Here is a 23,164-nt window from a genome sequence, read left to right as displayed (position 1 = left end):
CGGTCGCCTATGATGCGCGCATGCCGGGTACCGCCGCCGTCGCCGCACGGCGGACAGCGGGGCACGGGAAGCACCTCCCGCCTGCGACCGCCCGCGACCGACTCCAGGAGTTCACCATGATCACGCTTGCCCCCGGGCGCCCCTACCGCGTGCTGCTCGTCGAGGACGACGCCGCCGACGCGATGCTCATCGAGGAGGCACTGGAGGAGAAGGCGCAGCGCGACATCGTGCGGGTCGACAACGGCGAGGCCGCCCTGGAGTACCTGCGCGCGGAGGGAGCCCTGATGCCGGACCTCATCGTGCTGGACCTCAACATGCCCCGCATGAACGGCCAGGAGCTGCTGGACATCATCAAGATCGACGAGAGTCTCAAGTCGATCCCCGTGGTCGTGCTCACCACCTCGGCGGCGCCCGACGACGTGAGCGGTGCGTACCGCCGGCACGCCAACGCCTACGTGACCAAGCCCGTCCAGCTCGACGACTTCACCCGGGCCGTCCAGAGCATCGACTCCTTCTACCTGGACACCGCCCTGACCCCGAACGACTGACGGCCCGTCAGGGGCCGTTCCCCGCCGGCGGGGAACGAGCCGGAACGGCTGCGGCGGCTGTACGGCTGCGGCGGCCGGCCCGCCCGCTGTCCGGGAGGGGCCGGCCGCCGCCGGGTCCGGGGCGGGGGGGCGTCAGCCGGTCGCCCTGGTGACGAACTCGGTGGTGTAGGTCTTCGCGAGGTCGATGGTCGATTCCTTGCCCTTCACGTCCGGGTGGAAGGCGCCGAGGACGGCGAGGACGGTCTTCGGGCCGTCCGCGGGCATGACGCCGTCGGTGGTGAACATCGGCAGGGTGGCCTTGATCGACGCCGCGTACAGCTCCGCGCCGCCCTGGGCGTAGTCGGCGGGCATCTTCGCGGCGATCTCCTCGGGGGTGTGGGTGTTCATCCACCCGAGGGTCCTGACGAAGGCGTCGGCGAGCTTCTGGACGGTCTCCTTGTTGCCGTTCACCCAGGAGGTGTTCATGTACAGGGAGGACGACGGGTAGAGGCCGCCGAGTGCCGCCCTGGAGCCTTCGGGGGTGCGCATGTCGTACAGGACGGTGCCGAGGTTCTTCGCCAGGATGTTGGCGACGGTGGGGTCGGTGGTCATGCCGGCGTCGATGGAGCCCTGCTGCATCGCGGCGATGAAGGTCTGCCCCGCGCCGACCGCGACCGGGCTGAACTCGCTGACGTCGACGCCGTTCTTGACGGCCAGGTACTTCGTCAGGAAGTCGGTGGAGGAGCCGATGCTCGTCACGCCGAGCTTCTTGCCCTTGAAGTCGGCCCCGGTCCTGATCGCACCGGCCTGCTCGGCCGACACCACCTCGACCTCGCCGGGCGCCTGCGAGAACTGCACGACGGACTCGACGCTCTTGCCCTTGGCCTGGAGGTCGATGGTGTGGTCGTAGAAGCCGACCGCGCCCTGGACGTCCCCGGCGAGGAGTGCGGTGGTGGCGTTGACGCCGGCCGGCTCGCTCATCAGCTCGACGTTGACGCCGGCCTCGGCGAAGAAGCCGAGGCGCTGGGTCAGCATGGCCGGCATGTAGATGACCTTGTCGAGGCCGCCGACCATGATCTTGACCTTGGGGCCGTCGACCGCAGGGCCGGCCGGGGCGGCGCCGGTGCGGGAGGAGGACGCGGCGTCGTCGGCACAGGCGGCGAGGGGGAGGAGCAGTACGGCGGTGACGGCGGCTGCGGCGGTTCTGCGCATGGGGGATCCTCTTTCGGACAGCAGGGGGTGAGGGGGTTCAGCGGCCGTCGCCGGAGTCGGCGGGCTTCCAGCGGAAGAGCCGTTTCTCGGCGAAGGTGAGCAGCCCCTCGGTGAGGAGGGCGACGACGGCGAGGATGGTCATGGCGGCGTACACGCCCGCGGCGTTGAAGGTGCCCTGGGCGGCGGCGACCATCAGACCGAGGCCCTTGGTGGCGCCGATGTACTCGCCGACGATGGCGCCGATCAGGGCGAAGCCGAAGCTGACGTGCAGGCTGGTGAAGATCCAGGTGGTGGCGGCGGGGATGACGACCTGGAGGGTGACCCTGCGGTTGTCGGCGCCGAGGATCCGGGCGTTGGCGACGAGGTTGCGGTCGACCTCGCGGGCGCCCTGGAAGGCGTTGAAGAACACCGGGAAGAAGACGAGGACGACGGCGGAGGCGACCTTGGAGGCGGGGCCGAGGCCGAACCAGATCAGGAAGATCGGCGCGAGGACGATCCGCGGGATCGCGTTGAGCACCTTGATGTACGGGCCGAGCACGTCGGCGAGGAAGCGGATCCGGCCGAGCGCGATGCCGAGCAGCACGCCGCCGACGACGCCGATCACCCAGCCGGTCAGCGCCTCGTAGAGGGTGTAGCCGATCTGCTCGCCGAGCGAGCCCTGGGCGGTGCCGTGGGCGATCCACTGCCAGATCTGCGCCCAGATCCTCGACGGCTGCGAGAAGTTGAAGGGGTCGACGACGCCGGTGCGGGCGCAGACCTCCCAGAGCCCCAGGAAGGCGACGAGCACGCCGGCCCGGGCCGCGTGGACGGTCGTCCTCCGCCGGCGGGCAGCGCGTTCACGGACCTCGGTGCGGGTGGTGGCAGGCGCTGCGGCAGCCGTGGACGCGGTGGACGCGGCGGTGGTCTCAAGCGGCACGACCCGCTCCTCTCTCACGGGTGATGCGGACCTCTTCGCCGAGCGAGGCCCAGATCTCGCGGTACAGCTCGACGAAGCGCGGCTCCAGACGGACGGCCTCGACGGTGCGCGGACGGGGCAGGTCGACGGTGAAGACCTCCTTGACGGTCGCCGGGCCCGCGGTCATCACCACGACCCGGTCGGCCAGCGCGACGGCCTCGTCGAGGTCGTGGGTGACGAAGACGACGGACGACCCGGTGCCCGCCCACAGCTCCAGCAGCTGGTCGGACATGAGCGCGCGGGTCTGCACGTCGAGCGCGGAGAACGGCTCGTCCATCAGCAGGATCTTCGGGTCGTTGACGAAGGTCTGGGCGAGCGCGACGCGCTTGCGCATGCCGCCGGACAACTGGTGCGGGTAGCGGTCCTCGAAGGCGGAGAGACCGACCCGGCCCAGCCAGTCGCGGGCCCGCTCACGGGCCTCGTCGGCGGGAGCCCCGCGGAACCGCGGGCCCGCCATGACGTTCGACAGCACGGTGCGCCACGGGAAGACGGCATCCTGCTGGAAGACGAAGCCGACGTGCGGGTTGATGCCGTCGACGGATTCACCGTGCACCCGCACGATGCCCTCCGTGGGCTCCTCCAGGCCGCTGACCAGCGTCAGCGTGGTGGACTTGCCGCAGCCGGTCGGGCCCACCACGGCCACGAACTCGCCGGGCGCGACGGTGAGGTCGAGATCCCGTACGGCGGTGTGCAGGTCGCCGGACGGCGTCCGGAATCGTTTGGTCGCGCCGGTCAACTCGATCGCCGGGGCGGTGCGGGCCTTCTCCAGGCTCACGGGAACCACCTACTTCCTCGGCCGGCGTCGTCGCCGGCTCGGTGCTGTGGTCCGGGACGCTACGAGCCGGACGCGGCACGGCGGCAGCCTTGCGGGCGTATCGCGGCTTTGCCGCGTTGAGGGGTGTTCTGCTCGTTTTGCTTCCGCTACAACAGCGGAGCGGGGCTGACAGAAACACGCAGGAAACATAGGGTGACCGTCCACCCCGGACCGCGCCCCCACCCCGGACCGCGCCGGCCTGCGCAGAGAGGAGACCGCCGTGAGACGACCGCACTGGCCGCGCCGGGTCTTCGCGCAGCTGCTGCTGAGCCAGACCGTCATCACCGTCGGCGTGACGGCGGTCACCGCCGGACTGTTCCTCGCACCCGTCAGCCGCGAACTGGACCGCGACGCCATGGACCGCGCCCTGGCCATCGCCCGGGTCACCGCCACGGACGAGACCCTCGCCCGGGCCGCCGCGGCCCGCGACGCGGAGACCGTGCAGCGCAACGCCGAGCAGATCCGGATCGCCACCCGGGCCAGCTTCGTGGTGATCACCGACACCCGCGGCATCCGGCTCTCCCACACCGACCCCGCGCGGATCGGCCAGCGGGTCTCCACCGACCCGGAACCCGCACTGCGCGGAGAGAGCGTCACCGCCATCCAGGACGGCACCCTGGGCCGGACCGCCCGCGGCAAGGTACCGCTGCGCACCGCGGACGGGCGGATCGTCGGCGAAGTCTCGGTCGGCATCAGCGACGGCTCGATCCGCCGCCGCCTGCTGTCGATGGCCGGCGGCATCCTGCTGTGCGCGGGCGCCGGCCTGGCCGCCGGCCTCACCGCGACCCTGCTGCTGGCCCGCCGCCTCAAGCGCCGCACGCACAACATCGCCGTCGCCGACATCGCCGGGCTGCTCGTCGAACGGGAGGCGATGCTGCACGGCATCCGCGAGGGCGTGGTCGCCCTCGACGGGTCGGGCCGCGTGCGGCTCGCCAACGACGAGGCGCTGCGGCTGCTGGCCCTGCCCGAGGACTGCCGCGGCCGGACGGTCGACGATCTCCTGCCGCCGGGCCGGCTCGCCGACGTGCTCTCCGGGCGGATCGAGGGCCCCGACCTGCCGGCCGTGCGCGACGACCGGGTGCTGGTGGTCAACCGGATGGCCACCGCCGACGGCGGCGCGGTCACCACCCTGCGCGACCGCACCGAGCTGGAGTCCCTCGTCCGCGAACTCGACAACACCCGCAGCCTCACCGAGGCGCTGCGCGCCCAGGACCACGAGCACGCCAACCGGATGCACACCCTGCTGGGCATGCTCGAACTCGGGTGGACGGACCAGGCGGCCGCCTTCATCTGCGACCGGTCCGGCTCGCACGCCGCCCTGGCCGCACGGATCGGCGAGCAGGTCCAGGACCCGCACGTGGCGGCGCTCCTCGTGGGCAAGGCCGCCGTCGCGGCGGAGCGCGGCATCCGGCTCGCCGTCACCGCGGACAGCCACCTGCCGGACGCCGCGGTCGACGCCCGCGCCCTGGTCACCGTCGTCGGGAACCTCGTCGACAACGCACTGGACGCGCTGGACGGCGGAACGGTCGAGATCCGGCTGCGTCCCGTCGGGGCGACCCTGCTCGTCGAGGTCGCGGACAGCGGCCCGGGCGTGCCCCCGGACCTCCGCGAGCTGATCTTCGAGGAGGGCTGGACCAGCAAGGACGCCCCCGCCCACCGCCCTCGCGGGCTCGGCCTCGCGATGGTCCGCCGCCTGGTCGAGCGCTCGGGCGGACGGCTGGCCGTCGGCACCGGCCCGCTCGGCGGCGCACGCTTCACCGTGGAACTTCCCGAAGCCCTGATCGGCGTGGAGACGGCATGATCGACGTACTCGTGGTGGACGACGACTTCCGGGTCGCGGACGTGCACGCCGCCTACGTGGCGAAGATCCCCGGCTTCCGGGTCACCGCGACGGCGCACAGCGCCGGCCAGGCCCTCGCCGCGCTGGAACGCGCCCCCGTCGACCTGGTGCTCCTCGACCACCACCTGCCGGACGAGAACGGGCTCGCCCTGGTGCGGCGGCTGCGGGAGGCCGGGATCGGCTGCGACGTGATGATGGTGACGGCCGCCCGCGACGTCTCCACCGTGCACGCGGCCATGCAGCACGGCGCACTGCAGTACCTGGTGAAGCCGTTCAGCTTCGCCGGGCTGCGCGACAAGCTCACCGCCTACGCGGACCTGCGGCACGCGCTGGCCGGCCCCGCGGCGCGCGAGGCCGGCCAGGACGAGGTGGACCGGATGTTCGCCGCCCTGCGCACCCGGCCCTCCCCGCGGGCCCCGCTGCCGAAGGGCCACTCCGCCCCCACCGCGGACCTGGTGCTCGGCGCCCTGCGCGGGGCCGACCGGGCGCTGTCCGCCCAGGAGGTCGCCGACGCCACCGGCCTCTCCCGCTCCACCGCGCAGCGCTACCTGAAGCAGCTCGCCCGGGACAACCGCCTGCGGCTCTCCCTGCGGTACGGCGACACCGGACGCCCCGAGCACCGGTACCTGCTGCCGGCCCGCGTCTGACGCCCGGCCGGTGCGGCCGGTGCGGTCGGTCTCACGAGGCGGCCGGTCTCATCGGGCGGTCGCCCCTTCGGTCCGGCGGAGCACGCGCGCCTCCCAGGGCGCCAGGACGGTGGCGCTCCCCGGTTCCGCCGGGTCGGTGCCGGGCACGTTCCCCAGGATCCGTCCGGCCTGCCACCACTGCGGCGGCAGGTCGAGCCGCACGCTCCCGCCGGTGAAGTTCCCGAGGACCAGCAGCGTCGTGCCCCGGTGGCTGCGGGTGAACGCGTAGACCCGCTCGTCCTGCGGCAGCAGCAGGGTGAAGTCCCCGTGGACGACCGCCGGCTCGCTGTGGCGCAGGGCGATCAGCCGCCGGTAGTGGTGGTAGACCGAGTGCGGGTCGCTCCGGGCGGCGGCGGCGTTGACGGTGGTGTGGTCGGGGTTGACCGGGATCCACGGGATCCCGGTGGTGAACCCGGCGCCCGGCGAGGCGTCCCACTGCATCGGGGTCCGGGCGTTGTCGCGGCCCATCGCCCGCAGGCCGCGCAGCACCCGCTCCGGGTCCTCGCCCGCCGCGAGGGCCTGCGCGTGGTGGTTGAGCGACTCGATGTCCCGGAAGTCCCCGATCGAGGCGAACGGGGCGTTGGCCATGCCCAGCTCCTCGCCCTGGTAGACGAAGGGCGTGCCGCGGTGCAGGTGCAGGACGGTGGCGAGCATGGTGGCCGACCGGACCCGGTGGAGGGGGCCGTCGTCGCCGAACCGGGAGACGATCCGCGGCTGGTCGTGGTTGCTCCAGTACAGGCTGTTCCAGCCGGTGGCGGCCAGCCCTTCCTGCCAGCGCGCCAGGGACGCCTTCAGGTCCGTCAGCCGCAGCGGGCGCGGGTCGAACTTGCCGCCCGGGCCGTGGTCGAGGCTCACGTGCTCGAACTGGAAGACCATGTCCACCTCGGCCCGCGCCGGATCGGTGAACAGCCGCGCCTGTTCGACCGTCACCCCCGGCATCTCACCCACGGTCAGCAGCCGGCCCGGATGGTGCGCGAACACCTCGCGGTGCATCTCCTGCAGGTGGTCGTGCACGCGCGGCCCGCAGACGTAGGACGGCGAGCCGTCGCCCTGCGGGCCGTCCCCGCGCAGCGGACCGTCCGGCAGGGCCGGGTCCTTGGAGATCAGGTTGACGACGTCCATCCGGAAGCCGTCCACCCCCCGCTCCAGCCACCAGCGCATCATCGCGTACACGGCGTGCCGCATGGCCGGCTCCTCCCAGTTGAGGTCCGGCTGCCGGGAGGAGAACAGGTGCAGGTAGTACGCGCCGCCGGCCTCGTCGTACGTCCAGGCCGGGCCGGAGAAGAACGAGCCCCAGTTGTTCGGCGCGCCGCCGCCCGCCCCGGCGCCCCCGCGCGGCGGCCGCCACCAGTACCACGAGCGCTTGGGGCTCGCCGGGTCGCGGGACTCCTGGAACCACGGGTGCCGGTCCGAGGTGTGGTTCACCACCAGGTCCATCACCAGCCGCATGCCGCGCCCGTGCACGGCCGCGAGCAGCCGGTCGAACGCGGCCAGATCGCCGAAGAGCGGGTCGATGTCCTGGTAGTCGCTGATGTCGTACCCGTTGTCGGCCTGCGGCGACGGGTAGACCGGCGAGAGCCACAGCACGTCGACGCCCAGCTCCGCGAGGTGGTCGAGCCGCCCCGTGATGCCGTCCAGGTCGCCGATCCCGTCACCGTCGGAGTCGGCGAAACTGCGGGGATAGACCTGGTACACGACGGCGGACCGCCACCACGCACCGTCCTCGGAGGACACGCTCCCGGTCATCGGGTCCATGGGACCGCCTCTCTCGTTCTCGTCGGACCGGCCTCGCCTCCCTCCTGCCCCGGCGGCGCCGGGCCCACCCGGCCGGAGACCCGCCGCCCGTCGGCGCCGCCGGTGCTGCCGGTCGGCCCGTGCCCCTCACCGGGATCCGAGGATCAGATCCGCCATGGCGAGCAGCCCGATCGCGGCGATCGCGCACCGCAGGGCCGTCGGCGGCAGCAGCCGGCCGTACCGGGAGCCGAGCAGACCCCCGACCGTCGACCCGGCCGCGACGAGCACGGCAACGCGCCAGTCGACGCTGGTGAAGGCGGTGAAGACGATCGCGGCCACCAGGTTCACCGTCAGCGCCAGGGCGTTCTTCACGGCGTTCAGGCGCTGCAGGTGTTCGGTCGTCGACGCGCCGAGCAGCCCGATGAGGACGACGCCCTGCGCGGCGCCGAAGTAGCCGCCGTAGATGCCGGTGGCGAACACGCCGAACGGGAGCCACGCACCGCCGCGCCGTCGGCCGGCGGCCGGCCGGCGGGCCAGGACCGGCTGCACGAGCACCAGCACGCAGGCCGCACCGATCAGCACGGGCACGACCGTCCGGAACCAGGCGGACGGCAGGCGGAGCAGCAGGAGGCTGCCGATCAGCGCACCGCCGCCGGCGGCCGCCGCGAGCCGCCGGAGGAGCGGGCCCTGGCCGGTGAGCTCCCGGCGGTAGCCGTACACCGCACCGCCCATTCCGGGGACGAGTCCGACGTTGTTGGACACGGTCGCCAGGACGGGCGGGTAGCCCATCGCGATCAGCGCGGGGAACGTGATCAGCGAACCCGAGCCGACCACCGCGTTGACGGCGCCCGCTCCTGCGGCGGCGAGCGTCAGCCATCCGAGATCCCATCCGTGCACGGTCACTCCGGACTCCTCATGGCTGCCGGAGATCCGGTTCCGCACCGAGGCGGCTGCGGCTGAACAGCAGGGCGGGTTCCTCCGACAGCAGGCCGAACGCCTGCACGGCGCCGACGAGGATGGTGTGGTCGCCGGCCGGGTGGGTGGATTCGACGACGCAGTCGAAGTAGGCGATCCCGCCGAGCAGCACCGGCGAGCCGGTGCGCCGGGCGGGTGCGTGGGCGACGGCGGAGAACGCGGTGCCGTCCCGGGCCCGGGACGGGTCCGCGAACGACCGTGCCGTCTGCTCCTGGAGGGAGCTCAGCACGGTCACCGCGAACCCGTCGCCGGACAGCACCTGACCGGTCGTCCGGGAGTCGGTCCGGAGAACCGCCAGGACCAGCAGCGGGTCGAGCGACACGGTGGTGAACGCGTTCACCGTCATGCCGTGCGGCTCGCCGTCCCGCCGGCAGGTCAGCACGGTCACCCCGGTGGGGAACCGGGCGGCCGAATGCCGGAACTCACCGGGCGGGTTCTCCGGCAGCCGCACGCGGTCCGCGCTGTCGGTGCGGGTCATCGGCCGTCTTTCGAGGTGGCCGCCCGCAGCGAGCCGAGGAGGTCGAAACCCGCCACGACCCTGTCCCGGTCCACCCCGAAATCGACGAGGCAGGCGATCTCGTCGACATCGGCCTTCCGGACCCGCTCGACGACGTCGACGGCCTTGTCGACGGTGCCGAGCAGACCGCCCTCGTCGAAGTACCGCTCGAAGGAGCGCTCGACCATGGCATCGAGGTGCCGGGGGCTGAGCGCTGCGGGGTCGATCCGCCGACCCTTCGGACCGGAGCTCATGGTGAGGCCGGCGAAGCTGCGGAGGTAGGCGGACAACGGTGCCCGGACCGTCTCCCTGGCGACGGCCTCGTCCTCGTGCAGGTACGCGTGGAGCATGAGGACGACGTGCCCGCGGTCCTGGTCCGAGCCGGACCGGGCCGCGTACTCCTCGCGGTAGAGCGCGACCTTGCCGGACAGTTCGTCCAGGTCCTGCCCGACGAGGTGGGTGAGGAGTCCGGCCCGCGCGCGGCCCGCCGCCCGGAACGTCTCGGGGCCGCCCGAACTCGTGATCCAGACCGGGAGTTCGGCCTGCACGGGACGCGGGTAGGACCGCACGTGCTGCGTCCCGCCCTCGCCGTCGACGACGGCGAGGGAGCCGCCGCGCCACAGTTCGCGCACGTCGTCGACGGTGCTCTGCAGCTTCGCCTTGCGGTCCGCGAAGTTCTCCGGCCGCAGCGCGAAGTCCTGCGGGTGCCAGCCGGAGGCGAACGAGACGCCGGCCCGGCCGCCGGAGAGGTTGTCGACCACCGCCCACTCCTCGGCGATGCGCACCGGGTGGTGCAGCGGTGCCACCACGCTCCCCGCGCGGATGCCGACCCGCTCGGTGACGGCCGCGACGGCCGCCCCCAGCACGGACGGGTTCGGGTAGATGCCGCCGAACTCGTGGAAGTGCCGTTCCGGTGTCCACACCGCGGTGAAGCCGTGGGTGTCGGCGAACTTCGCCCCTTCGAGCAGCAGACCGTACCGGTCGGTCGAACCGGCGTCCGCCTCTTGATCGTTGGCGAAGTAGAACAGGCTGAAGTCCATCGTCTTGCCGTCCTCCGTCAGATGTCGAGGGTCACGTCGTACGCCGACAGCCAGCGGTTGAGCCACAGCGCCATCTCCAGGCCGCCGCGGCTGTACGGCAGGCTCGTCGCGCTCAGCGACCGGTCGAGGACCTTGTCGACCCTGGCCCGGTCCAGCAGCGGGTGCACCGGCGCGTTCGGGTCGGCGAGCACCACGGCCATCTCGGCCCGCAGCGCGGCCTCGTAGCCCGGATCCTGGGTCGCCGGGTACGGCGTCTTCTTCCGCTCCAGGATCGACGCCGGCAGCAGGTCACGGGCCGCCGCGCGCAGCAGGCTCTTCTCCTGGCCGTCGAACGTCTTCATCTCCCACGGCGCGTTGAACACGTACTCGACCAGGCGGTGGTCGCAGAACGGCACGCGGACCTCCAGGCCGACCGCCATGCTCATGCGGTCCTTGCGGTCGAGGAGGGTCTGCACGAACCGCGTCAGGTTGAGGTACGACACCTTGCGCATCCGCCGGTCGACCTCGCTCTCCCCGGCCAGCACGGGCACCTCGGCCACGGCGTCGGCGTACCGGTCGGCCCGGTAGCCGGCTATGTCGAGCTTCTCCCGCAGGCCGCCGTCGAGCAGCGAGGTGCCGCCGAAGTACCGGGCCGATCCGGAGGTGAGCCACGGGAACGTGGTCGCGTCGATCGCCTCCGGCCGGTGGAACCAGAGGTAGCCGCCGAAGAGTTCGTCGGCGGACTCGCCCGACAGCGCCACCGTCGAGTGCCGCCGGACCGCCTGGAAGAGGAGGTAGAGCGAGGGCCACATGTCGCCCCAGAACGCCGGCGGCACGTCGGTGGCCCGGAGCACGGCCGCCCGGACCGCCGGCTCCGACAGCTCGCTGCTGTCCAGCAGGATCTCCTGGTGGACGGTGCCGACGTGCGCGGCCAGGTCACGGACGAACGGCGCGTCGGGCGCGCCCCGCACCGCGTCGGGCTGGAAGCTGTCGGGCGCGCCCTTGAAGTCCACCGAGAACGAGTTCACACGGCCGCGGCCTTCACGCTCCAGGACCCCCGCGGCGATCGCCGTGATCGTCGAGGAGTCCAGGCCGCCGGAGAGCAGGGTGCACACCGGCACGTCCGAGATCAGCTGCCGGGCGACGATGTCCTCCAGCAGGTCGCGGACGTGTCCGACGGTCTGCTCGCGGGTGTCGGTGTGCGGGGCCGCCTCCAGCGTCCAGTACCGGGTCTTCCTGAGGCCCGTCGCGTCGACCCGGACGATCTCGCCCGGAACGACCTCGTGCATGCCGCTGAACACCGCGGCCCCGGGCGTCTTCACCATGTCCAGCGCCTCGCACAGGCCCGCCCGGTCGACGGTCCGGCGCGCCTGCGGGTTCGCCAGGATCGCCTTGGGCTCCGAACCGAACAGGACCCCGCCCGGCGTCGGGTAGTAGAAGAGCGGCTTCACGCCCATCCGGTCCCGGACGAGGACGAGCTCCTGGCGCACCGCGTCCCAGATGCCGATGGCGAACATGCCGTTGAGGCGGCGGGCGAAGTCCGTGCCCCACTGCAGGTAGGCCCGCAGGACGACCTCGGTGTCGCTGTTCGTCCGGAACGCGTGGCCGTGCCCGATCAGCTCCGCGCGGAGCTCACGGTAGTTGTAGACCTCGCCGCAGAAGGTGAGGGCCGCGAGCGTGCGATCGCCGTCGTGGTCGGCGACCATCGGCTGCTTGCCGCCTTCGAGGTCGATGATCGAAAGCCGCCGGTGCCCCAGCGCGATCGGACCGGAGATCCACATCCCCTCCTCGTCCGGTCCGCGGCAGTCCATGGTCCGGGTCATCAGCCGTACGAGCTCGTGATCGCGTTCGAGCCCGCGGTCACGGTCGAACCAACCGGTAATTCCGCACACGTCGTGTTCTCCGTTCTTCGGTCGTCGCTGGTCGCTGGTCGCTAGGCGAGGAGGGCGTCGACGAGCGCGAGGAGCTCGCGCGGCGTCTTCGCGTCGGAGGTGACGGACGCGGGGAGCTCGATGCCGTACCGGCGCTCCAGCTGCGAGATCGCGTTGAGCAGCGTCAGCGAGTCGTATCCGAGCGCGTCGAACGCCACGTCGAGCACGTCCGGCGTCGGCTCGACCGGGTCCTCGTAGTCGTTGCACTCGTTGAGCAGCTCGATCAGTGCGTCGAGGGTGAGCTTCTCCATCGGGAGGCCTTTCGTCGGGATGGCTGGTTCAGAGGGATCGGCCGGGGCGGAGCACCGCGTCGACCGAGGCGACGAGGGTCCGCAGGAAATCCGGGTCGAACGGCCCGTACGTGCGCCGGCCGTCGGCCGAGCGGGGCGACATCAGGTGCCCGAGCCGCGGATGGACCGTCAGCTGCGAGCGGAGACCGTGCGCCAGTGCCGCGTGGTGCAGGAGGTGGGCGTGCCGGGGCGGTGTCGTCCAGTCCTCGGCGCCCACGTGGATCGTCATCCGGCCGGACAACCCGGCCAGCCGGCGGTACGGAGCGGGCTGCGCGAACCAGTCGCGCCAGAACGAGGCGGGCGCCGACTCCTCGCCGTGCGCCAGCGCCTGCTCCTCCCAGGTGTCGTACGCGAACGCGAGCTCGGCGCGGAGCAGTTCGAGGTCGGCCTTCGACCCGAAACGGTCGACCAGGTCGAAGTCCTCCCACCACCCGCTGCGCCCGGCGGCGTCGGCCTGCGCCGCGGCGAGGTCGACGGTGCCGTCCGCACCGGCGAATCCGCCTGCGACCAGCCATTCCAGGTGCCGGTCCAGGCCCATCCACCGCTGGAACACCGGGCGTGCCTCGGCGCTCGGGGCGACGACCGCCAGGTGGCTCTCGCCCCCGAGGCGCCCGGCCGCGGCCACCGCCACCTCGGCGCCCATCGAGACGCCCAGCAGCAGTACGCGGCCGTCGTCCACGTCGGGGTGGGCCCGTACCTGTTCGACCACCCGGACGGCGTCGTCGACGAGGCCGGTGAAGGTGAAGCGGGGCGATCCCGCGCCGTCGCGGCGGTCCTCGGTCAGGAAGCGGGTGTCGAACGCGGCCGCGGCGATCCCGGCCCGGACCAGGGCGCCGCCGAGGTCGTCGAACAGGCGGACCGGGCCGGTGCCGGAGGCCTCGGCGGGAAGGAAGGCGTCGCGGTCCCAGGCGCCGAACGGGTGCAGCATCACGACGGCCGGGACGGTCCGGCCGGGCGGGACCGCGTTCGGCAGCCGCAGTACCGCGGTGCGGTCGCCGTCGAACGGCAGGTCGTCGGTGCGGTCGAAGGCAGTGTCGTCGGTCATGTCCGTCACCGTCTCAGACCCGTACGAGGCTGCAGAACCACTGCATGCCCCCGGACAGGCCGGCGAGCGCCACGAGGTCACCGGGGGCCAGCTCGTCCCGCTCGTCGTAGATGCTCAGGCAGAGCAGTTGGTCGGCGCAGCCGACGTGGCTCAACTCGGCGGCGAGCGCCGCGTTCGTCCGCTCCAGCGGGATGCCGGTCGCCCTGGCGACACCGGCCAGCGAGTGCTGGTTGTCGTTCAGGTAGATCAGGCGCCGGATCTCCGACATCGACACGCCGGCCCGCCGGCAGGCGCGCTCCACGACGGCGGTCACCTGGTGGTCGACGTCCTTGACGAACTGGGCGAGCTGCTCGGGTTCGCGGCGGAAGTGCTGGTGGACGAGGGCCAGTTGGTCCACTTCGAGGTTTCCGCCGGTGGGCGCGGCGCTGCCGCCGTACTCGACCCGGAAGAAGTCCACGTAGCGCGGGTCGACGATCTGATCGGTCGCCAGCCACTGCAGCCGGCCGTGGCCGCGCTGGAGCACCGCGGCGGCGGCGCCGTCGCTGCCGAGGCACGTGTTGTTGCGCATGCGGTTGATGTGCGCCTCGCTGACCCGGTGCACGGCGACCAGCAGGACGCGCTGGATGTCGTCCCGGACGGCCATGAGCCCGGCGATCTGCTGGAGGGCGGTCACCGCGGACGCGCAGCCCTGGGTGGCGAGCAGGGTCGGTGTCGTCCCCAGTTCGAGCTCGCGGGCGACGGCGGCGGAGGCGTCCCAGTTGAGGTACTCCGGCACCCCGCTGTCCGCGACCACCAGGTAGTCGATGTCCGACGCCGTGAGACCGGCGGCTTCGAGCGCCCGGCGGGCGGCGTCCGCGGCCATGCGGGTCTGGCCGACGCCCGGGGCGGCCCGGTGGTAGGTGCGGTACCCCCAGCGGATCACCCGGTCGGGGTCGTCGACGTAGGAGCCGGCCGTCCCGGCGACGTCGTGGGGCTCGCCCAGGACGTGGGCGAGGGAGGCGATTCCGAGCGTCACGGGCGGGTTCATGCCGTAACCTCCTTGGCTTTGAGGATCTGACGGGCCGACAGCACGAGGAGGACCGTCGTCTGCGTCCCGGCGTTGACGATCATGGCGATCCATGCCCCCGTCAGCCCCAGCGGCGTGAGTGCGAGCAGTGGTGCCAGACAGAGCTGCAGGGCTGCACCGGCCGTGGTGGAGGTGGCCAGCGCACGGCCGTGGCCGCCGCCCAGGAAGATGCCGCTCAGGGTGACGTTGCAGAGCAGCAGGGTGATGTAGACCGCGAGCCACGGGATCTGGCCGTGGGCCGCGCTGCGGATCGCCGCCTCGTCCGTGACCGCGTCCACCGCGAGCCCGCCGAGGGTCAGCACCGCCAGGCCGCCGAGGAGGGACCAGGCGACGCCGAGCCGCACCGACGACGAGCGGCTCGCCGCGAGCAGCACGTCGTCGCCGGCGCCCTTGGCCCGGGCCGCGATGATGGTCGCGGCCTGCCGCATCGCGTACGCCGCCATGGTGAGGAACAGGAGCGTCCGCGTGACGGTGCCGTACGCGGCGACCTCGTCCGTCCCGAAGCGGGCCACCACTCCGACGATCAGCATGCCGGCGGTCATCCGTACCAGGAAGTCCACGCCCAGCGGCAGGCCGGCCCGCAGGATCTCGCGGACCGGGCCCGGCCCGGGGGCTGCCGGAGCCTCCGGAGCGGCGTTCATCTCGCGCAGCAGCGGAGACCGCCGGTAGAGCCTCCAGGTCACCGCCAGCGTGACCGCCCGCGACGCGACCAGGGCCAGCGCCGAGCCGGTGACGCCGAGCCGCGGGGCGCCCAGCCACCCGTAGATGAGGACGGGGTCGGCGACGACGAGGATCACGTTCGACAGGACGGCCATGCGCATCGGCGTGCGCGTATCCCCGTTGGCCTTGAACGTGCTGTCCAGGAGGTACTGGCCGTAGAACACCGCGATGCCCGGCACCGCGACGGTGAGGTAGTCGACCGACAGTTGGACCGCCGCCGCCTCGTCGGAGCCGAGCACCAGTCCCGCCAGCGGCTCCCGCAGCGCGAAAAGTACCACACAGATCACCGCGGTGACGGCGGCGGTGAGACGGAACGCGGCGCGCAGCACCGGCCGCAGCTGCGCGTGTTCGTCCGCGCCGACGGCGCGCGACAGCAGGATCGTCGTGCCGCCGCTGACGGCCAGGATGACGCTCATGAGCACGTTCTCAAGGGTGCTGGCCATGGTGACGGTGGCCAGCGCGGGCCCCCCGAGCCGCGCGATCCAGACGACCGAGATGATGCCGGCGATGACGCCCGACATGAGCTCGATGTACACCGGCCAGGCGACGGGCAGCAGACGCGCGGGGTCCAGCCATCCCGTCACCGGCCGGCGTCCCGTCGGCGGTGGGGTGAGCACAGGTGGAGCTGTCATCGCGACGCGGTTTCCTTCGCTGATCGGAACCGTTGAGGGGTGAATGCCGCCGGGATCCCGTCGTCGCCGGTGACCAGCAGCGCGGTCATCAGGTCCGCCGCGACCGGCGCGAGCAGGACGCCGTGCCGGTAGTGCCCGGTGCAGACGTACGCGCCCGGGCGGCCCGGGACGCGTCCCATGACGGGCAGGTGGTCGGGGGTGTCGGGCCGCAGGCCCACCCTGGTCGCCGTCACCTCGTGGCCGGCCAGCGCCGGCACCAGGGCGACCGCCTTGCGCAGCAGCGATTCGGTGGCCTGCGCCGAGGGCCGCACGTCGAAGCCCGTGTGGTCCAGGGTGGCGGCGACGATCGTCTCGTGGCCGTCCCGGCCGGCCAGGTAGACGGGCTCGCCCCCCACCACGCCGCGGATGCCGTGCCGGATCCCGGGGCCGCCGGACGGATCCCGCAGCAGCACCACCTGGCCCCGCACCGGCGTGACCGGCGACGCGTACAGCGAGGGCGACCACGCCCCGGCGGCGACGAGCACCGCGCCCGCCGGGACCTCGTCGAGCGACTGCACCCGGCGGGTGACGTGGCGGACCCCGAGCGCCTGCCCGGCGGCGCGCAACGCCGCCCGGACCCGCTGCGCGTCGACGTGGTGGTCCTCGGTGGCGAAACCGCCGCCGCGGCACCCGGCCGAGAGCAGCGGCTCCCGGGCCCGTAGTCCGTCGGCGTCCAGAGGGGTGCACGGGACGTCGTAGCCGTCACGGAAGCCGTACATCGCGGCCAGCCGCGTGCGGTCATCGACGCCGTGGGCGACCAGCAGCAGGCCGTCGGTCGCGTACCCGAGGTCGATCCCGCTCGCGGCGGTGAGCTCCGCGGCGAACGCGGGCCAGCCGCGACGGGCCTCGTGGGCGAACTCCAGCAGGGCGGGATCGGGGAAGTCCGCCTCGCTCACCGGCGCGAGCATGCCGGGCGCGACCGCGGAGGCCGTGCCGGGAATCTCGTCGTGGTAGACGTGCACGTCGAGCCCGCGCTGGGCGCAGCGCCACGCGACCGCCAGGCCGACGACCCCGCCGCCGATCACGGCGAGGTCCGGACGCCGCGTCACCGGGCCCGCCCGGCCGGTTCCGGCTCACCCGGCGTCAGGCCCCGGCCCAGGCCGGTGAGGACGCCGCGCAGCGCGTCGGCGAGGTCGAACCAGAGGTCCCGGTCGAGCGCCTGGTCGCCGTCGCACAGGGCGGACGGCGGGTCGGGGTGGATGTCGACGAGCAGCCCGTCGGCTCCGACCGCCGCGGCGGCCAGCGCGAGCGGCTTGACCAGATGGCGGTGGCCGGTTCCGTGGCTGGGGTCGACGATGACGGGCAGATGGCTCCTGTGCTTGACCACCGCGACCGCGCTCAGGTCCAGCGTGAACCGGGTCGCCGGCTCGAAGCTCCGGATCCCGCGTTCGCACAGCACGACGTCGGGGTTGCCGGCGGCGAGCACGTACTCGGCCGCCTGCAGCCACTCGCTCACGGTGCAGCCGAACCCGCGCTTGAGCAGGACCGGCCGCCCGGCCCGGCCGACGGCCCTGAGCAGGGTGAAGTTCTGTGCGTTGCGGGTGCCGATCTGGAGCACGTCGGCGTGTTCGGCGACCAGGTCGACCGTCTCCGCGTCGACGACCTCGGTCACGACGGGCAGGCCGGACTCCGCCCTGATCTTGGCCATGATCCGCAGGCCCTCGTCGCCCAGGCCCTGGAAGCTGTAGGGCGAGCTCCGCGGCTTGTAGGCGCCGCCGCGCAGCGCGACGGCGCCGCCGGCCCTGGCCATCGCCACCGAGGCGGACATCTGCTCGTGGCTCTCGACCGCGCAGGGGCCCGCGATCAACGCGAAGTCGGCACCGCCGACCGTCGCCGACCCGCCGAGGCTGACGACGGATCCGGGCGGAACGGCCTCCCGGTCGGTCAACGGCGCGTCCGAGGGGTCGGCCACCGTCCGCTGCACCAGCCCGGACTCGTGGAGCACGTCGGCCGCGAGCCGATCGCCCGGCACGTGCACCAGTAGCTGATCACCGATTCGGCACATGGTGGTGCCGTGCGGGGTGGGGACGCGGGCGTGTATCCGCTCGCGCACCGCATCCTCGTCGACAGCCCTGCAGACAAGCAGCACCGGAGCTCCTTCTGGACGTGGGAAAACTGACAGGTGGACGAATGAAGATCAGTGCAGGAACCGGCCGCCGTCGACGACCAGGGTCTGTCCGGTGACGCCGGTGGCCGCGGCGATCCCGAACACCGCGTCGGCGACCTCGTCCGGCGTCACCACCCGCCGCAGCGCCGTGGCGGCCAGCAGGCCGGCGACGACGTCGTCGGGGAGCGCGTCGGTCATCGCCGACGCGACCGGCCCGGGTGCGACGCAGTTGACCCGGATCCCCTGCTCGCCGAGTTCGCGGGCGGCCGACCTGGTCAGGCCGACCACGGCGGCCTTGCCGGCGGCGTAGTGGGGGCCGAACGCGCCGCCGGTGAAGGCCGCGACGCTCGACAGGTTCACGACGGCACCGGCCGCCGCGGCCAGCGGGCCGACGAGCTCCCGCGTCACCGCGAACGGCACCTCGACGTTCAGCTGCATGCACTCCCGCCACGCCGCGGTGCTCAGGTCGGCGTACCGCGTGGGCCTTGCCCCGCCGATGCAGTTGACCAGCAGGTCCACGCGGTCCCACGGCAGTGCCGCGACGAGTTCGGCGGGCCCGTCGTCGCGGGTCAGATCCACCCGGACCGGGGTGACCGACGGGTGGGGAACGGCCGGAGGCCGCGTGTGGAACTGGGCGAGGACCTCCGCTCCCGAGGCCACCGCGCGGGCCACGACGGCGGTGCCGAGGTCTCCGGACGCTCCGGTGACCACCACGTGCTTCATCGGGTGAGCTCCTCGTCCGAGAGCAGGGCCTTGGGCTCCAGCAGGAAGTTGGTCAGGCTGCCGTCGTGCGGCAGTTCCGGCCCGCTCGTCCAGGGCGCCGTCCCGCCGACGACGACGCGTCGGATCTGCGGTTCCGCCAGGGCGGCCAGGGGGAGGGCGGCGTCGTCGCTGAAGACCGACAGGGCGAGGGTCCGGCCGAACGACTCCAGGTCGTCGGCGGTCGACCACGGCGTGACGACGACGAAGGGGAACGGCAGTTCGGTGCCGATGGACGGATGCCGCGGGTCGGCGGTGCTGAGCACGACCGGGCGCGTGGCGTACGAGCCGTCCGGCAGCGGAACCGGGCCGCCGTCGGCCGAGTGGCGCCGGAAGCCGGCCTCCTCCAGCCCGGCGACCGTACGGCGCAGTTGTGCGGCCTGGTCCGCGGAGACCGCCGGGAGCATCGCGTCGTGGTGCGCCGCCGGGAGGGTCGGCAGGGAGTCCAGGCGGGCCGCCAGGACGTCGGCCACCTCCGCCGGATCCCCGCTGGTGCGGATCACCGACGTGTTGGTGCACCGCACGCCGGCGTCCGCGGCGACGGAACGGGCCAGCGCCTCGACGATGTCCGCCGACAACGGCCGGTCCAGCAGCGCGGCGCTCCGGCCCGGTCCCCGCGTCAGCACCCGGGGGTGGTCCGCCCAGCGGCTCACGGCGGACGGTCCGCCGTACACGATGCCCAGGTCGGACTCGGCGAGGAGCCGCTCACCCAGGTGGTGATCACCGGGGAGGACGCTCAGGCAGTGCGGCGGCAGCCCGGCCGCCAGCAGGGCGGCCGCGAGGCGGAACGGCGTGAACGGGTCGCGCGTCCCCGGCCGCACGATCACGCCGTACCCGAGCGACAGCGCCCGGGCCCACGTCAGATGCGGGTCGACGTGGTTCGACGGGGTCACGATCCCGAGGGTCCGTCCGCGGGGCACCCACCGGACACCGGCCGCCGGGGCCGGCAGCTGGCGGGCGGTGCTCTCCTCCAGCCGGGCGAGCCCGTCCCGGACGCTGTGCAGACCGTCGGTCACGACCCGGTGCGGCAGGCCCGTCGCGGCCACCACGCGGCGGCGGTACTCGTCGGCCGACTCGCCGGCCAGTTCGGCCCCGGCGAAGAGCGTGCCGGCCCGGCTGAACACCGCCGGCGGCACGGCCGCGCCGCGCAGGCGCCGCAGTGCCAGCCGGAGCAGGAGCACCGGGGACGCGCCGACGCGGGCCACCGGCGCACCGCCGACGCCGGGCACGTCGGTGGTCTCGTCGCAGGTGAAGGCCTCGCCGCCGACCAGCGGTTGCAGGATCGGAAGGCTCATCAGTACACGCCCTCGATCACGCGTGCGCCGGATGCCGGGCGGAAGGGCTGGACGTCGGCGAGGTCGTCGCCGGGGCCCGGCCGGTCCGGGGCGATCCGGACCGCGGTGTCGCGTTCCAGCACGTTGGGCAGGAACAGGTCCTTCGTCAGCAGGTGCACGAGGACGCGGCCGCGTTCGCCGGGCGCCACGCGTTCTCCCGTGTCCGGGTCCACCACCTCGACGACCGATCGGGGCCGGAAGGTCCGGAACACGCACGGATGCGTGTCGCCGGGCTCGGGCGACCGCTGCGGTGCGATGCCCATGAGGCTGTTGCCGTAGATCCCGCGCACCTCGGCGCGCGGGAAGAACTCCGTCCGGAGCAGCCGCAGCGAGGTGCTGCTGATGCTGGTTCCGCTCCAGATGATGCCGGTGACGCGGTCGGCCAGCATGCGGTAGAGCTTCTCGCGTCCGCACAGCGCTTCCAGCACGGGCGGCGTGATGAACAGGACCCGTACGTCCTGCGACTCGGCGATGGTCTCGACCTGGTCGAGGACGTGCTGGACGTACTCGTCGGCCAGGGGCCGCCGGTCGGTCCGGATCAGCAGCTTCACCCACCGCGGGTCGAAGTCCACGGTGAAGAACATGGCCCGGCGCAGCTCCGCCAGCCGGCGCACGGAGCGGCCGACGATGTGCGGCCCGGTCGGTCCGACGTGCAGCCAGTGGCCGCCTCCGCCGAACGAGGGCAGCACGGTCTCGACCCAGTCCACGCCCTCCATCCGGGAGCGGTGCTCGACGATGCGCTTCGGCGCGCCGAGCGTGCCGCCCGACTCGTACACCTCGAACGGGCTGTCGGCCGAGCCGGACGGCCGCAGGAGGTCGACCGGGACGGTGCGCAGTTCGTCGCTCACGTCGGGGAACTTCCGCAGGTCGGCGAACTCGTGGACGTCGCGGAGGGGGTCGAAGCCGAGGCTCTCCTTGCGCTTCAGCCAGAACGGCGACCCGGTCCCGGGGTCGAAATGCCACCGGAGGGTGTCCTGGAGGTGCTGCGTCATGTCGTCGTCTCCGTAGCCGCTCATGCGGTCACCCGCTCGGCCGCCTTCAGCGCGTTCGCCACCATGTCGAGGCCCTTCTCGGTGAACAGGGATTCCGGATGGAACTGCACGCCCTCGATCGGCAGGTCGCGGTGGCGCAGCCCCATGACTTCGCCGGTGTCGGTCCAGGCCGTCACGGTGAGCTCGTCCGGCAGGGACGCCGGGTCGACGGTCAGCGAGTGGTACCGCGTCACCTGGAGCGGGCTGGGCAGCCCGGTGAAGGCACCGGTGTCCCGGTGGAACACGGGGCTGAGCTTGCCGTGCATCGGCACTGCCGCCCGGACCACGCGCGCGCCGAACGCCTCCGCGATGCACTGGTGCCCGAGGCACACGCCGAGGATCGGCACGCGGTGGCCGCGGTCGCGGACGAGGTCCAGCGAGATGCCCGCGTCCTGCGGCCCGCCCGGGCCGGGCGAGATGAGGATCAGGCTCGGGTTCAGTGCGGCGATCTCGTCGACGGTCAGGGCGTTGTTCCGCACGACCCGGCACTCGTGCCCGAGCCGGCCGGCGTACTGGGCGAGGTTGTAGACGAAGGAGTCGTAGTTGTCGATGATGACGATCACGCTTGAACCTCCGGTCCGAGGCTGACGGCGGCGGCGCGGGCGGCGGCCCGGAGCTTCGCCACGCACTCCTCCCGTTCGGCGACGGGATCGGAGTCGTAGACGATGCCGCTGCCGGCCTGCAGGTGCAGCTCGCCGTCGTGCACGACGAGCGCGCGAATGGTCAGGTAGAGGTCGGCGTGGCTCACGCCGAACGATCCGATCGCGCCCGAGTAGAGGCCGCGGCCGACCGGTTCGAGTTCGTCGATGATCTCGATCGCCCGCACCTTCGGAGCGCCGGTCATGGTGCCGGCGGGGAAGCTCGCGCGGATGAGATCGTCGGTGCGGCAGTCGGGGCGGAGCAGTCCGTGAACATCCGATGTCAGATGCATGACATGCGAATAGCGCTCGACCTCCATCAGGCGCGGCACGCGTACGGTCCCGGGGACGCAGACGCGCCCGAGGTCGTTGCGGGCCAGGTCGACGAGCATCCGGTGCTCGGCCAGTTCCTTCTCCGACGAGACGAGGTCCTGCTCGGCCGCGCGGTCCGCGGCGGGATCGGCGCCCCGGGGACGGGTGCCGGCCAGCGGCCGGATGAGGACGTCGCGGTCGGCGAGGGTGACGCACGGCTCCGGCGACGCACCGACCACCTCGAACGCACCGCTGCGGTACCAGAAGTGGTAGGGCGAGCGGTTGAACTCCGCCAGCCGCCGGTACACCGTCAGACCGTCCGCGTCACCGGGCGCCGAGTACCGGATCGACAGCACGACCTGGAAGATGTCGCCGGCGAGGATGTAGTCCTTCGCCCTCCGCACGGCCTCCAGGTACTCGTCCACCCCGTGGCCGAAGGCGCCGGCGCCGACCCGTGCCGACACCTCCGGGAACTCCCCGGCCCGCCGGAGCACGCGCTCGACGCGCTCGGCGGCGTTCCGGGCCGCCTGCGCCGTGGCGCCCCGGCCGACCACCGCGGTCCCGGTCCGGTCGAAGCGGACCAGCACCTCCGGCAGGAACATGTCGTAGGCCGGCAGACCCGTCGACTGCAGCGACAGCCGCTCGAAGTCGGTGACCGCGTCGAACCCCACGCATCCGTACCAGCTGCGTTCGTCGGGTGCCGCGCCGGCCGCGAACTCCAGGCCGGCCAGGAAGTCGATCGCCGCCGTGACCGGGCGGGGTGCCGACAGGTCGTGCTGCGGCCCCGTCCGGCGGACGGTGGCGAGCTCGCCGACCGCGAGCAGCACGACCGGCTCCGGCTCCGAAGCCCGACAGCTCAGCATGATCCGGTCGGAGCCGCGCAGCGCGGCCGCCGCGACGACCGCGTCGACGTCGGGCCCGCGCAGCTCGTACCGGTGCACCACGTCACCGGCGCGCAGCCCGCTGCGCAGGAAGGCGGGCGAATTCACGGTGGTGGTCACG

General features: G+C 73.0%; 22 protein-coding genes. 3 read left to right on the top strand and 19 right to left on the bottom strand.

Features of this window, described 5'->3' with window-relative positions; all coding sequences use genetic code 11:
* The first annotated feature begins 116 nt into the window (after positions 1-116).
* Complete coding sequence (locus tag SNE206_RS19015; RefSeq protein WP_407914604.1) at positions 117-548, top strand: response regulator; 432 nt, start codon at positions 117-119, stop codon at positions 546-548.
* 132 nt (positions 549-680) lie between these two features.
* Here SNE206_RS19015 and SNE206_RS19010 read toward each other — a convergent pair whose 3' ends face one another.
* From SNE206_RS19010 to SNE206_RS19000, 3 genes are read right to left on the bottom strand one after another with little or no spacing between them, the layout of a single operon-like run.
* Positions 681-1,739: an ABC transporter substrate-binding protein gene (locus tag SNE206_RS19010; RefSeq protein WP_407914603.1), complete on the bottom strand. Its 1,059-nt coding sequence runs from the start codon at positions 1,737-1,739 to the stop codon at positions 681-683.
* A 37-nt stretch (positions 1,740-1,776) separates the two neighbouring features.
* The gene (locus tag SNE206_RS19005; protein WP_407914602.1) at positions 1,777-2,655 is read right to left on the bottom strand and encodes an ABC transporter permease; all 879 of its coding nucleotides are present in this window, start codon (positions 2,653-2,655) and stop codon (positions 1,777-1,779) included.
* Positions 2,645-3,469: an ABC transporter ATP-binding protein gene (locus tag SNE206_RS19000; RefSeq protein WP_407914601.1), complete on the bottom strand. Its 825-nt coding sequence runs from the start codon at positions 3,467-3,469 to the stop codon at positions 2,645-2,647. The genes SNE206_RS19005 and SNE206_RS19000 overlap by 11 nt, the downstream gene beginning before the upstream one ends.
* A gap of 259 nt (positions 3,470-3,728) precedes the next feature.
* Between SNE206_RS19000 and SNE206_RS18995 the strand changes: the two genes are divergently transcribed.
* Both SNE206_RS18995 and SNE206_RS18990 read left to right on the top strand, forming a co-directional pair.
* Complete coding sequence (locus tag SNE206_RS18995; RefSeq protein WP_407914600.1) at positions 3,729-5,309, top strand: ATP-binding protein; 1,581 nt, start codon at positions 3,729-3,731, stop codon at positions 5,307-5,309.
* A complete protein-coding gene (locus SNE206_RS18990) occupies positions 5,306-5,995 on the top strand; it encodes a response regulator (RefSeq protein WP_407914599.1) in 690 nt (229 codons plus the stop codon). The genes SNE206_RS18995 and SNE206_RS18990 overlap by 4 nt, the downstream gene beginning before the upstream one ends.
* A gap of 48 nt (positions 5,996-6,043) precedes the next feature.
* Here the strand turns inward: SNE206_RS18990 and SNE206_RS18985 are convergent, their stop codons facing one another.
* The 16 genes from SNE206_RS18985 to SNE206_RS18910 form a co-directional block, all read right to left on the bottom strand.
* Positions 6,044-7,780 (bottom strand): glycoside hydrolase family 13 protein, encoded by a 1,737-nt coding sequence (locus tag SNE206_RS18985; protein ID WP_407914598.1) that lies wholly within the window; start codon positions 7,778-7,780, stop codon positions 6,044-6,046.
* Positions 7,781-7,915: 135 nt separating this feature from the next.
* Positions 7,916-8,665: a sulfite exporter TauE/SafE family protein gene (locus tag SNE206_RS18980; protein ID WP_407914683.1), complete on the bottom strand. Its 750-nt coding sequence runs from the start codon at positions 8,663-8,665 to the stop codon at positions 7,916-7,918.
* Between the two features lie 16 nt (positions 8,666-8,681).
* Positions 8,682-9,221: a flavin reductase family protein gene (locus SNE206_RS18975; protein ID WP_407914597.1), complete on the bottom strand. Its 540-nt coding sequence runs from the start codon at positions 9,219-9,221 to the stop codon at positions 8,682-8,684.
* Positions 9,218-10,279, bottom strand: a complete 1,062-nt coding sequence (locus SNE206_RS18970) for a MupA/Atu3671 family FMN-dependent luciferase-like monooxygenase (protein ID WP_407914596.1) — start codon at positions 10,277-10,279, stop codon at positions 9,218-9,220. The genes SNE206_RS18975 and SNE206_RS18970 overlap by 4 nt, the downstream gene beginning before the upstream one ends.
* A gap of 17 nt (positions 10,280-10,296) precedes the next feature.
* On the bottom strand, positions 10,297-12,150 hold the full coding sequence (asnB, locus tag SNE206_RS18965; protein WP_407914595.1) for an asparagine synthase (glutamine-hydrolyzing): 1,854 nt from the start codon (positions 12,148-12,150) through the stop codon (positions 10,297-10,299).
* 41 nt (positions 12,151-12,191) lie between these two features.
* Positions 12,192-12,440, bottom strand: a complete 249-nt coding sequence (locus SNE206_RS18960; RefSeq protein ID WP_407914594.1) for an acyl carrier protein — start codon at positions 12,438-12,440, stop codon at positions 12,192-12,194.
* Between the two features lie 28 nt (positions 12,441-12,468).
* On the bottom strand, positions 12,469-13,524 hold the full coding sequence (locus SNE206_RS18955; RefSeq protein ID WP_407914593.1) for an alpha/beta hydrolase family protein: 1,056 nt from the start codon (positions 13,522-13,524) through the stop codon (positions 12,469-12,471).
* A gap of 13 nt (positions 13,525-13,537) precedes the next feature.
* Entirely contained in the window at positions 13,538-14,551 is a 1,014-nt protein-coding gene (locus SNE206_RS18950) for a 3-oxoacyl-ACP synthase III family protein (RefSeq protein WP_407914592.1), read from the bottom strand.
* On the bottom strand, positions 14,548-15,942 hold the full coding sequence (locus tag SNE206_RS18945) for an MATE family efflux transporter (protein ID WP_407914591.1): 1,395 nt from the start codon (positions 15,940-15,942) through the stop codon (positions 14,548-14,550). The genes SNE206_RS18950 and SNE206_RS18945 overlap by 4 nt, the downstream gene beginning before the upstream one ends.
* On the bottom strand, positions 15,939-17,030 hold the full coding sequence (gene thiO, locus SNE206_RS18940; RefSeq protein WP_407914590.1) for a glycine oxidase ThiO: 1,092 nt from the start codon (positions 17,028-17,030) through the stop codon (positions 15,939-15,941). Before thiO ends, SNE206_RS18945 begins: the two co-directional genes overlap by 4 nt.
* A complete protein-coding gene (gene aroF, locus SNE206_RS18935) occupies positions 17,027-18,070 on the bottom strand; it encodes a 3-deoxy-7-phosphoheptulonate synthase (RefSeq protein ID WP_407914589.1) in 1,044 nt (347 codons plus the stop codon). Before aroF ends, thiO begins: the two co-directional genes overlap by 4 nt.
* Positions 18,071-18,118: 48 nt before the next feature.
* Positions 18,119-18,811: an SDR family NAD(P)-dependent oxidoreductase gene (locus SNE206_RS18930; RefSeq protein ID WP_407914588.1), complete on the bottom strand. Its 693-nt coding sequence runs from the start codon at positions 18,809-18,811 to the stop codon at positions 18,119-18,121.
* On the bottom strand, positions 18,808-20,142 hold the full coding sequence (locus SNE206_RS18925; RefSeq protein ID WP_407914587.1) for an aldehyde dehydrogenase family protein: 1,335 nt from the start codon (positions 20,140-20,142) through the stop codon (positions 18,808-18,810). The genes SNE206_RS18930 and SNE206_RS18925 overlap by 4 nt, the downstream gene beginning before the upstream one ends.
* Positions 20,142-21,197 (bottom strand): phenazine biosynthesis protein, encoded by a 1,056-nt coding sequence (locus tag SNE206_RS18920; protein WP_407914586.1) that lies wholly within the window; start codon positions 21,195-21,197, stop codon positions 20,142-20,144. Before SNE206_RS18920 ends, SNE206_RS18925 begins: the two co-directional genes overlap by 1 nt.
* A complete protein-coding gene (locus tag SNE206_RS18915; RefSeq protein WP_407914585.1) occupies positions 21,194-21,775 on the bottom strand; it encodes an anthranilate synthase component II in 582 nt (193 codons plus the stop codon). The genes SNE206_RS18920 and SNE206_RS18915 overlap by 4 nt, the downstream gene beginning before the upstream one ends.
* Positions 21,772-23,163: an anthranilate synthase component I family protein gene (locus SNE206_RS18910; RefSeq protein WP_407914584.1), complete on the bottom strand. Its 1,392-nt coding sequence runs from the start codon at positions 23,161-23,163 to the stop codon at positions 21,772-21,774. Before SNE206_RS18910 ends, SNE206_RS18915 begins: the two co-directional genes overlap by 4 nt.
* Position 23,164: the final 1 nt, after the last annotated feature.

It is taken from the genome of Kitasatospora sp. NE20-6 (assembly GCF_045862635.1).
The sequence above is the reverse complement of the archived record's forward strand: the minus strand, read 5'-3'. Positions and strand labels throughout refer to the sequence as shown.

Excerpts from the sequence above, each read along its gene's own strand:
- SNE206_RS19010 (WP_407914603.1), bottom strand. The coding sequence starts at position 1,739 with ATGCGCAGAACCGCCGCAGCCGCCGTCACCGCCGTACTGCTCCTCCCC.
- SNE206_RS18950 (WP_407914592.1), bottom strand. The coding sequence starts at position 14,551 with ATGAACCCGCCCGTGACGCTCGGAATCGCCTCCCTCGCCCACGTCCTG.
- SNE206_RS18925 (WP_407914587.1), bottom strand. The coding sequence starts at position 20,142 with ATGAGCCTTCCGATCCTGCAACCGCTGGTCGGCGGCGAGGCCTTCACC.
- SNE206_RS18920 (WP_407914586.1), bottom strand. The coding sequence starts at position 21,197 with ATGAGCGGCTACGGAGACGACGACATGACGCAGCACCTCCAGGACACC.
- SNE206_RS18985 (WP_407914598.1), bottom strand. The coding sequence starts at position 7,780 with ATGACCGGGAGCGTGTCCTCCGAGGACGGTGCGTGGTGGCGGTCCGCC.
- SNE206_RS18930 (WP_407914588.1), bottom strand. The coding sequence starts at position 18,811 with ATGAAGCACGTGGTGGTCACCGGAGCGTCCGGAGACCTCGGCACCGCC.
- SNE206_RS19015 (WP_407914604.1), top strand. The coding sequence starts at position 117 with ATGATCACGCTTGCCCCCGGGCGCCCCTACCGCGTGCTGCTCGTCGAG.
- SNE206_RS18955 (WP_407914593.1), bottom strand. The coding sequence starts at position 13,524 with ATGACCGACGACACTGCCTTCGACCGCACCGACGACCTGCCGTTCGAC.
- SNE206_RS18990 (WP_407914599.1), top strand. The coding sequence starts at position 5,306 with ATGATCGACGTACTCGTGGTGGACGACGACTTCCGGGTCGCGGACGTG.
- SNE206_RS18970 (WP_407914596.1), bottom strand. The coding sequence starts at position 10,279 with ATGGACTTCAGCCTGTTCTACTTCGCCAACGATCAAGAGGCGGACGCC.
- SNE206_RS18960 (WP_407914594.1), bottom strand. The coding sequence starts at position 12,440 with ATGGAGAAGCTCACCCTCGACGCACTGATCGAGCTGCTCAACGAGTGC.
- SNE206_RS18945 (WP_407914591.1), bottom strand. The coding sequence starts at position 15,942 with ATGACAGCTCCACCTGTGCTCACCCCACCGCCGACGGGACGCCGGCCG.
- SNE206_RS18975 (WP_407914597.1), bottom strand. The coding sequence starts at position 9,221 with ATGACCCGCACCGACAGCGCGGACCGCGTGCGGCTGCCGGAGAACCCG.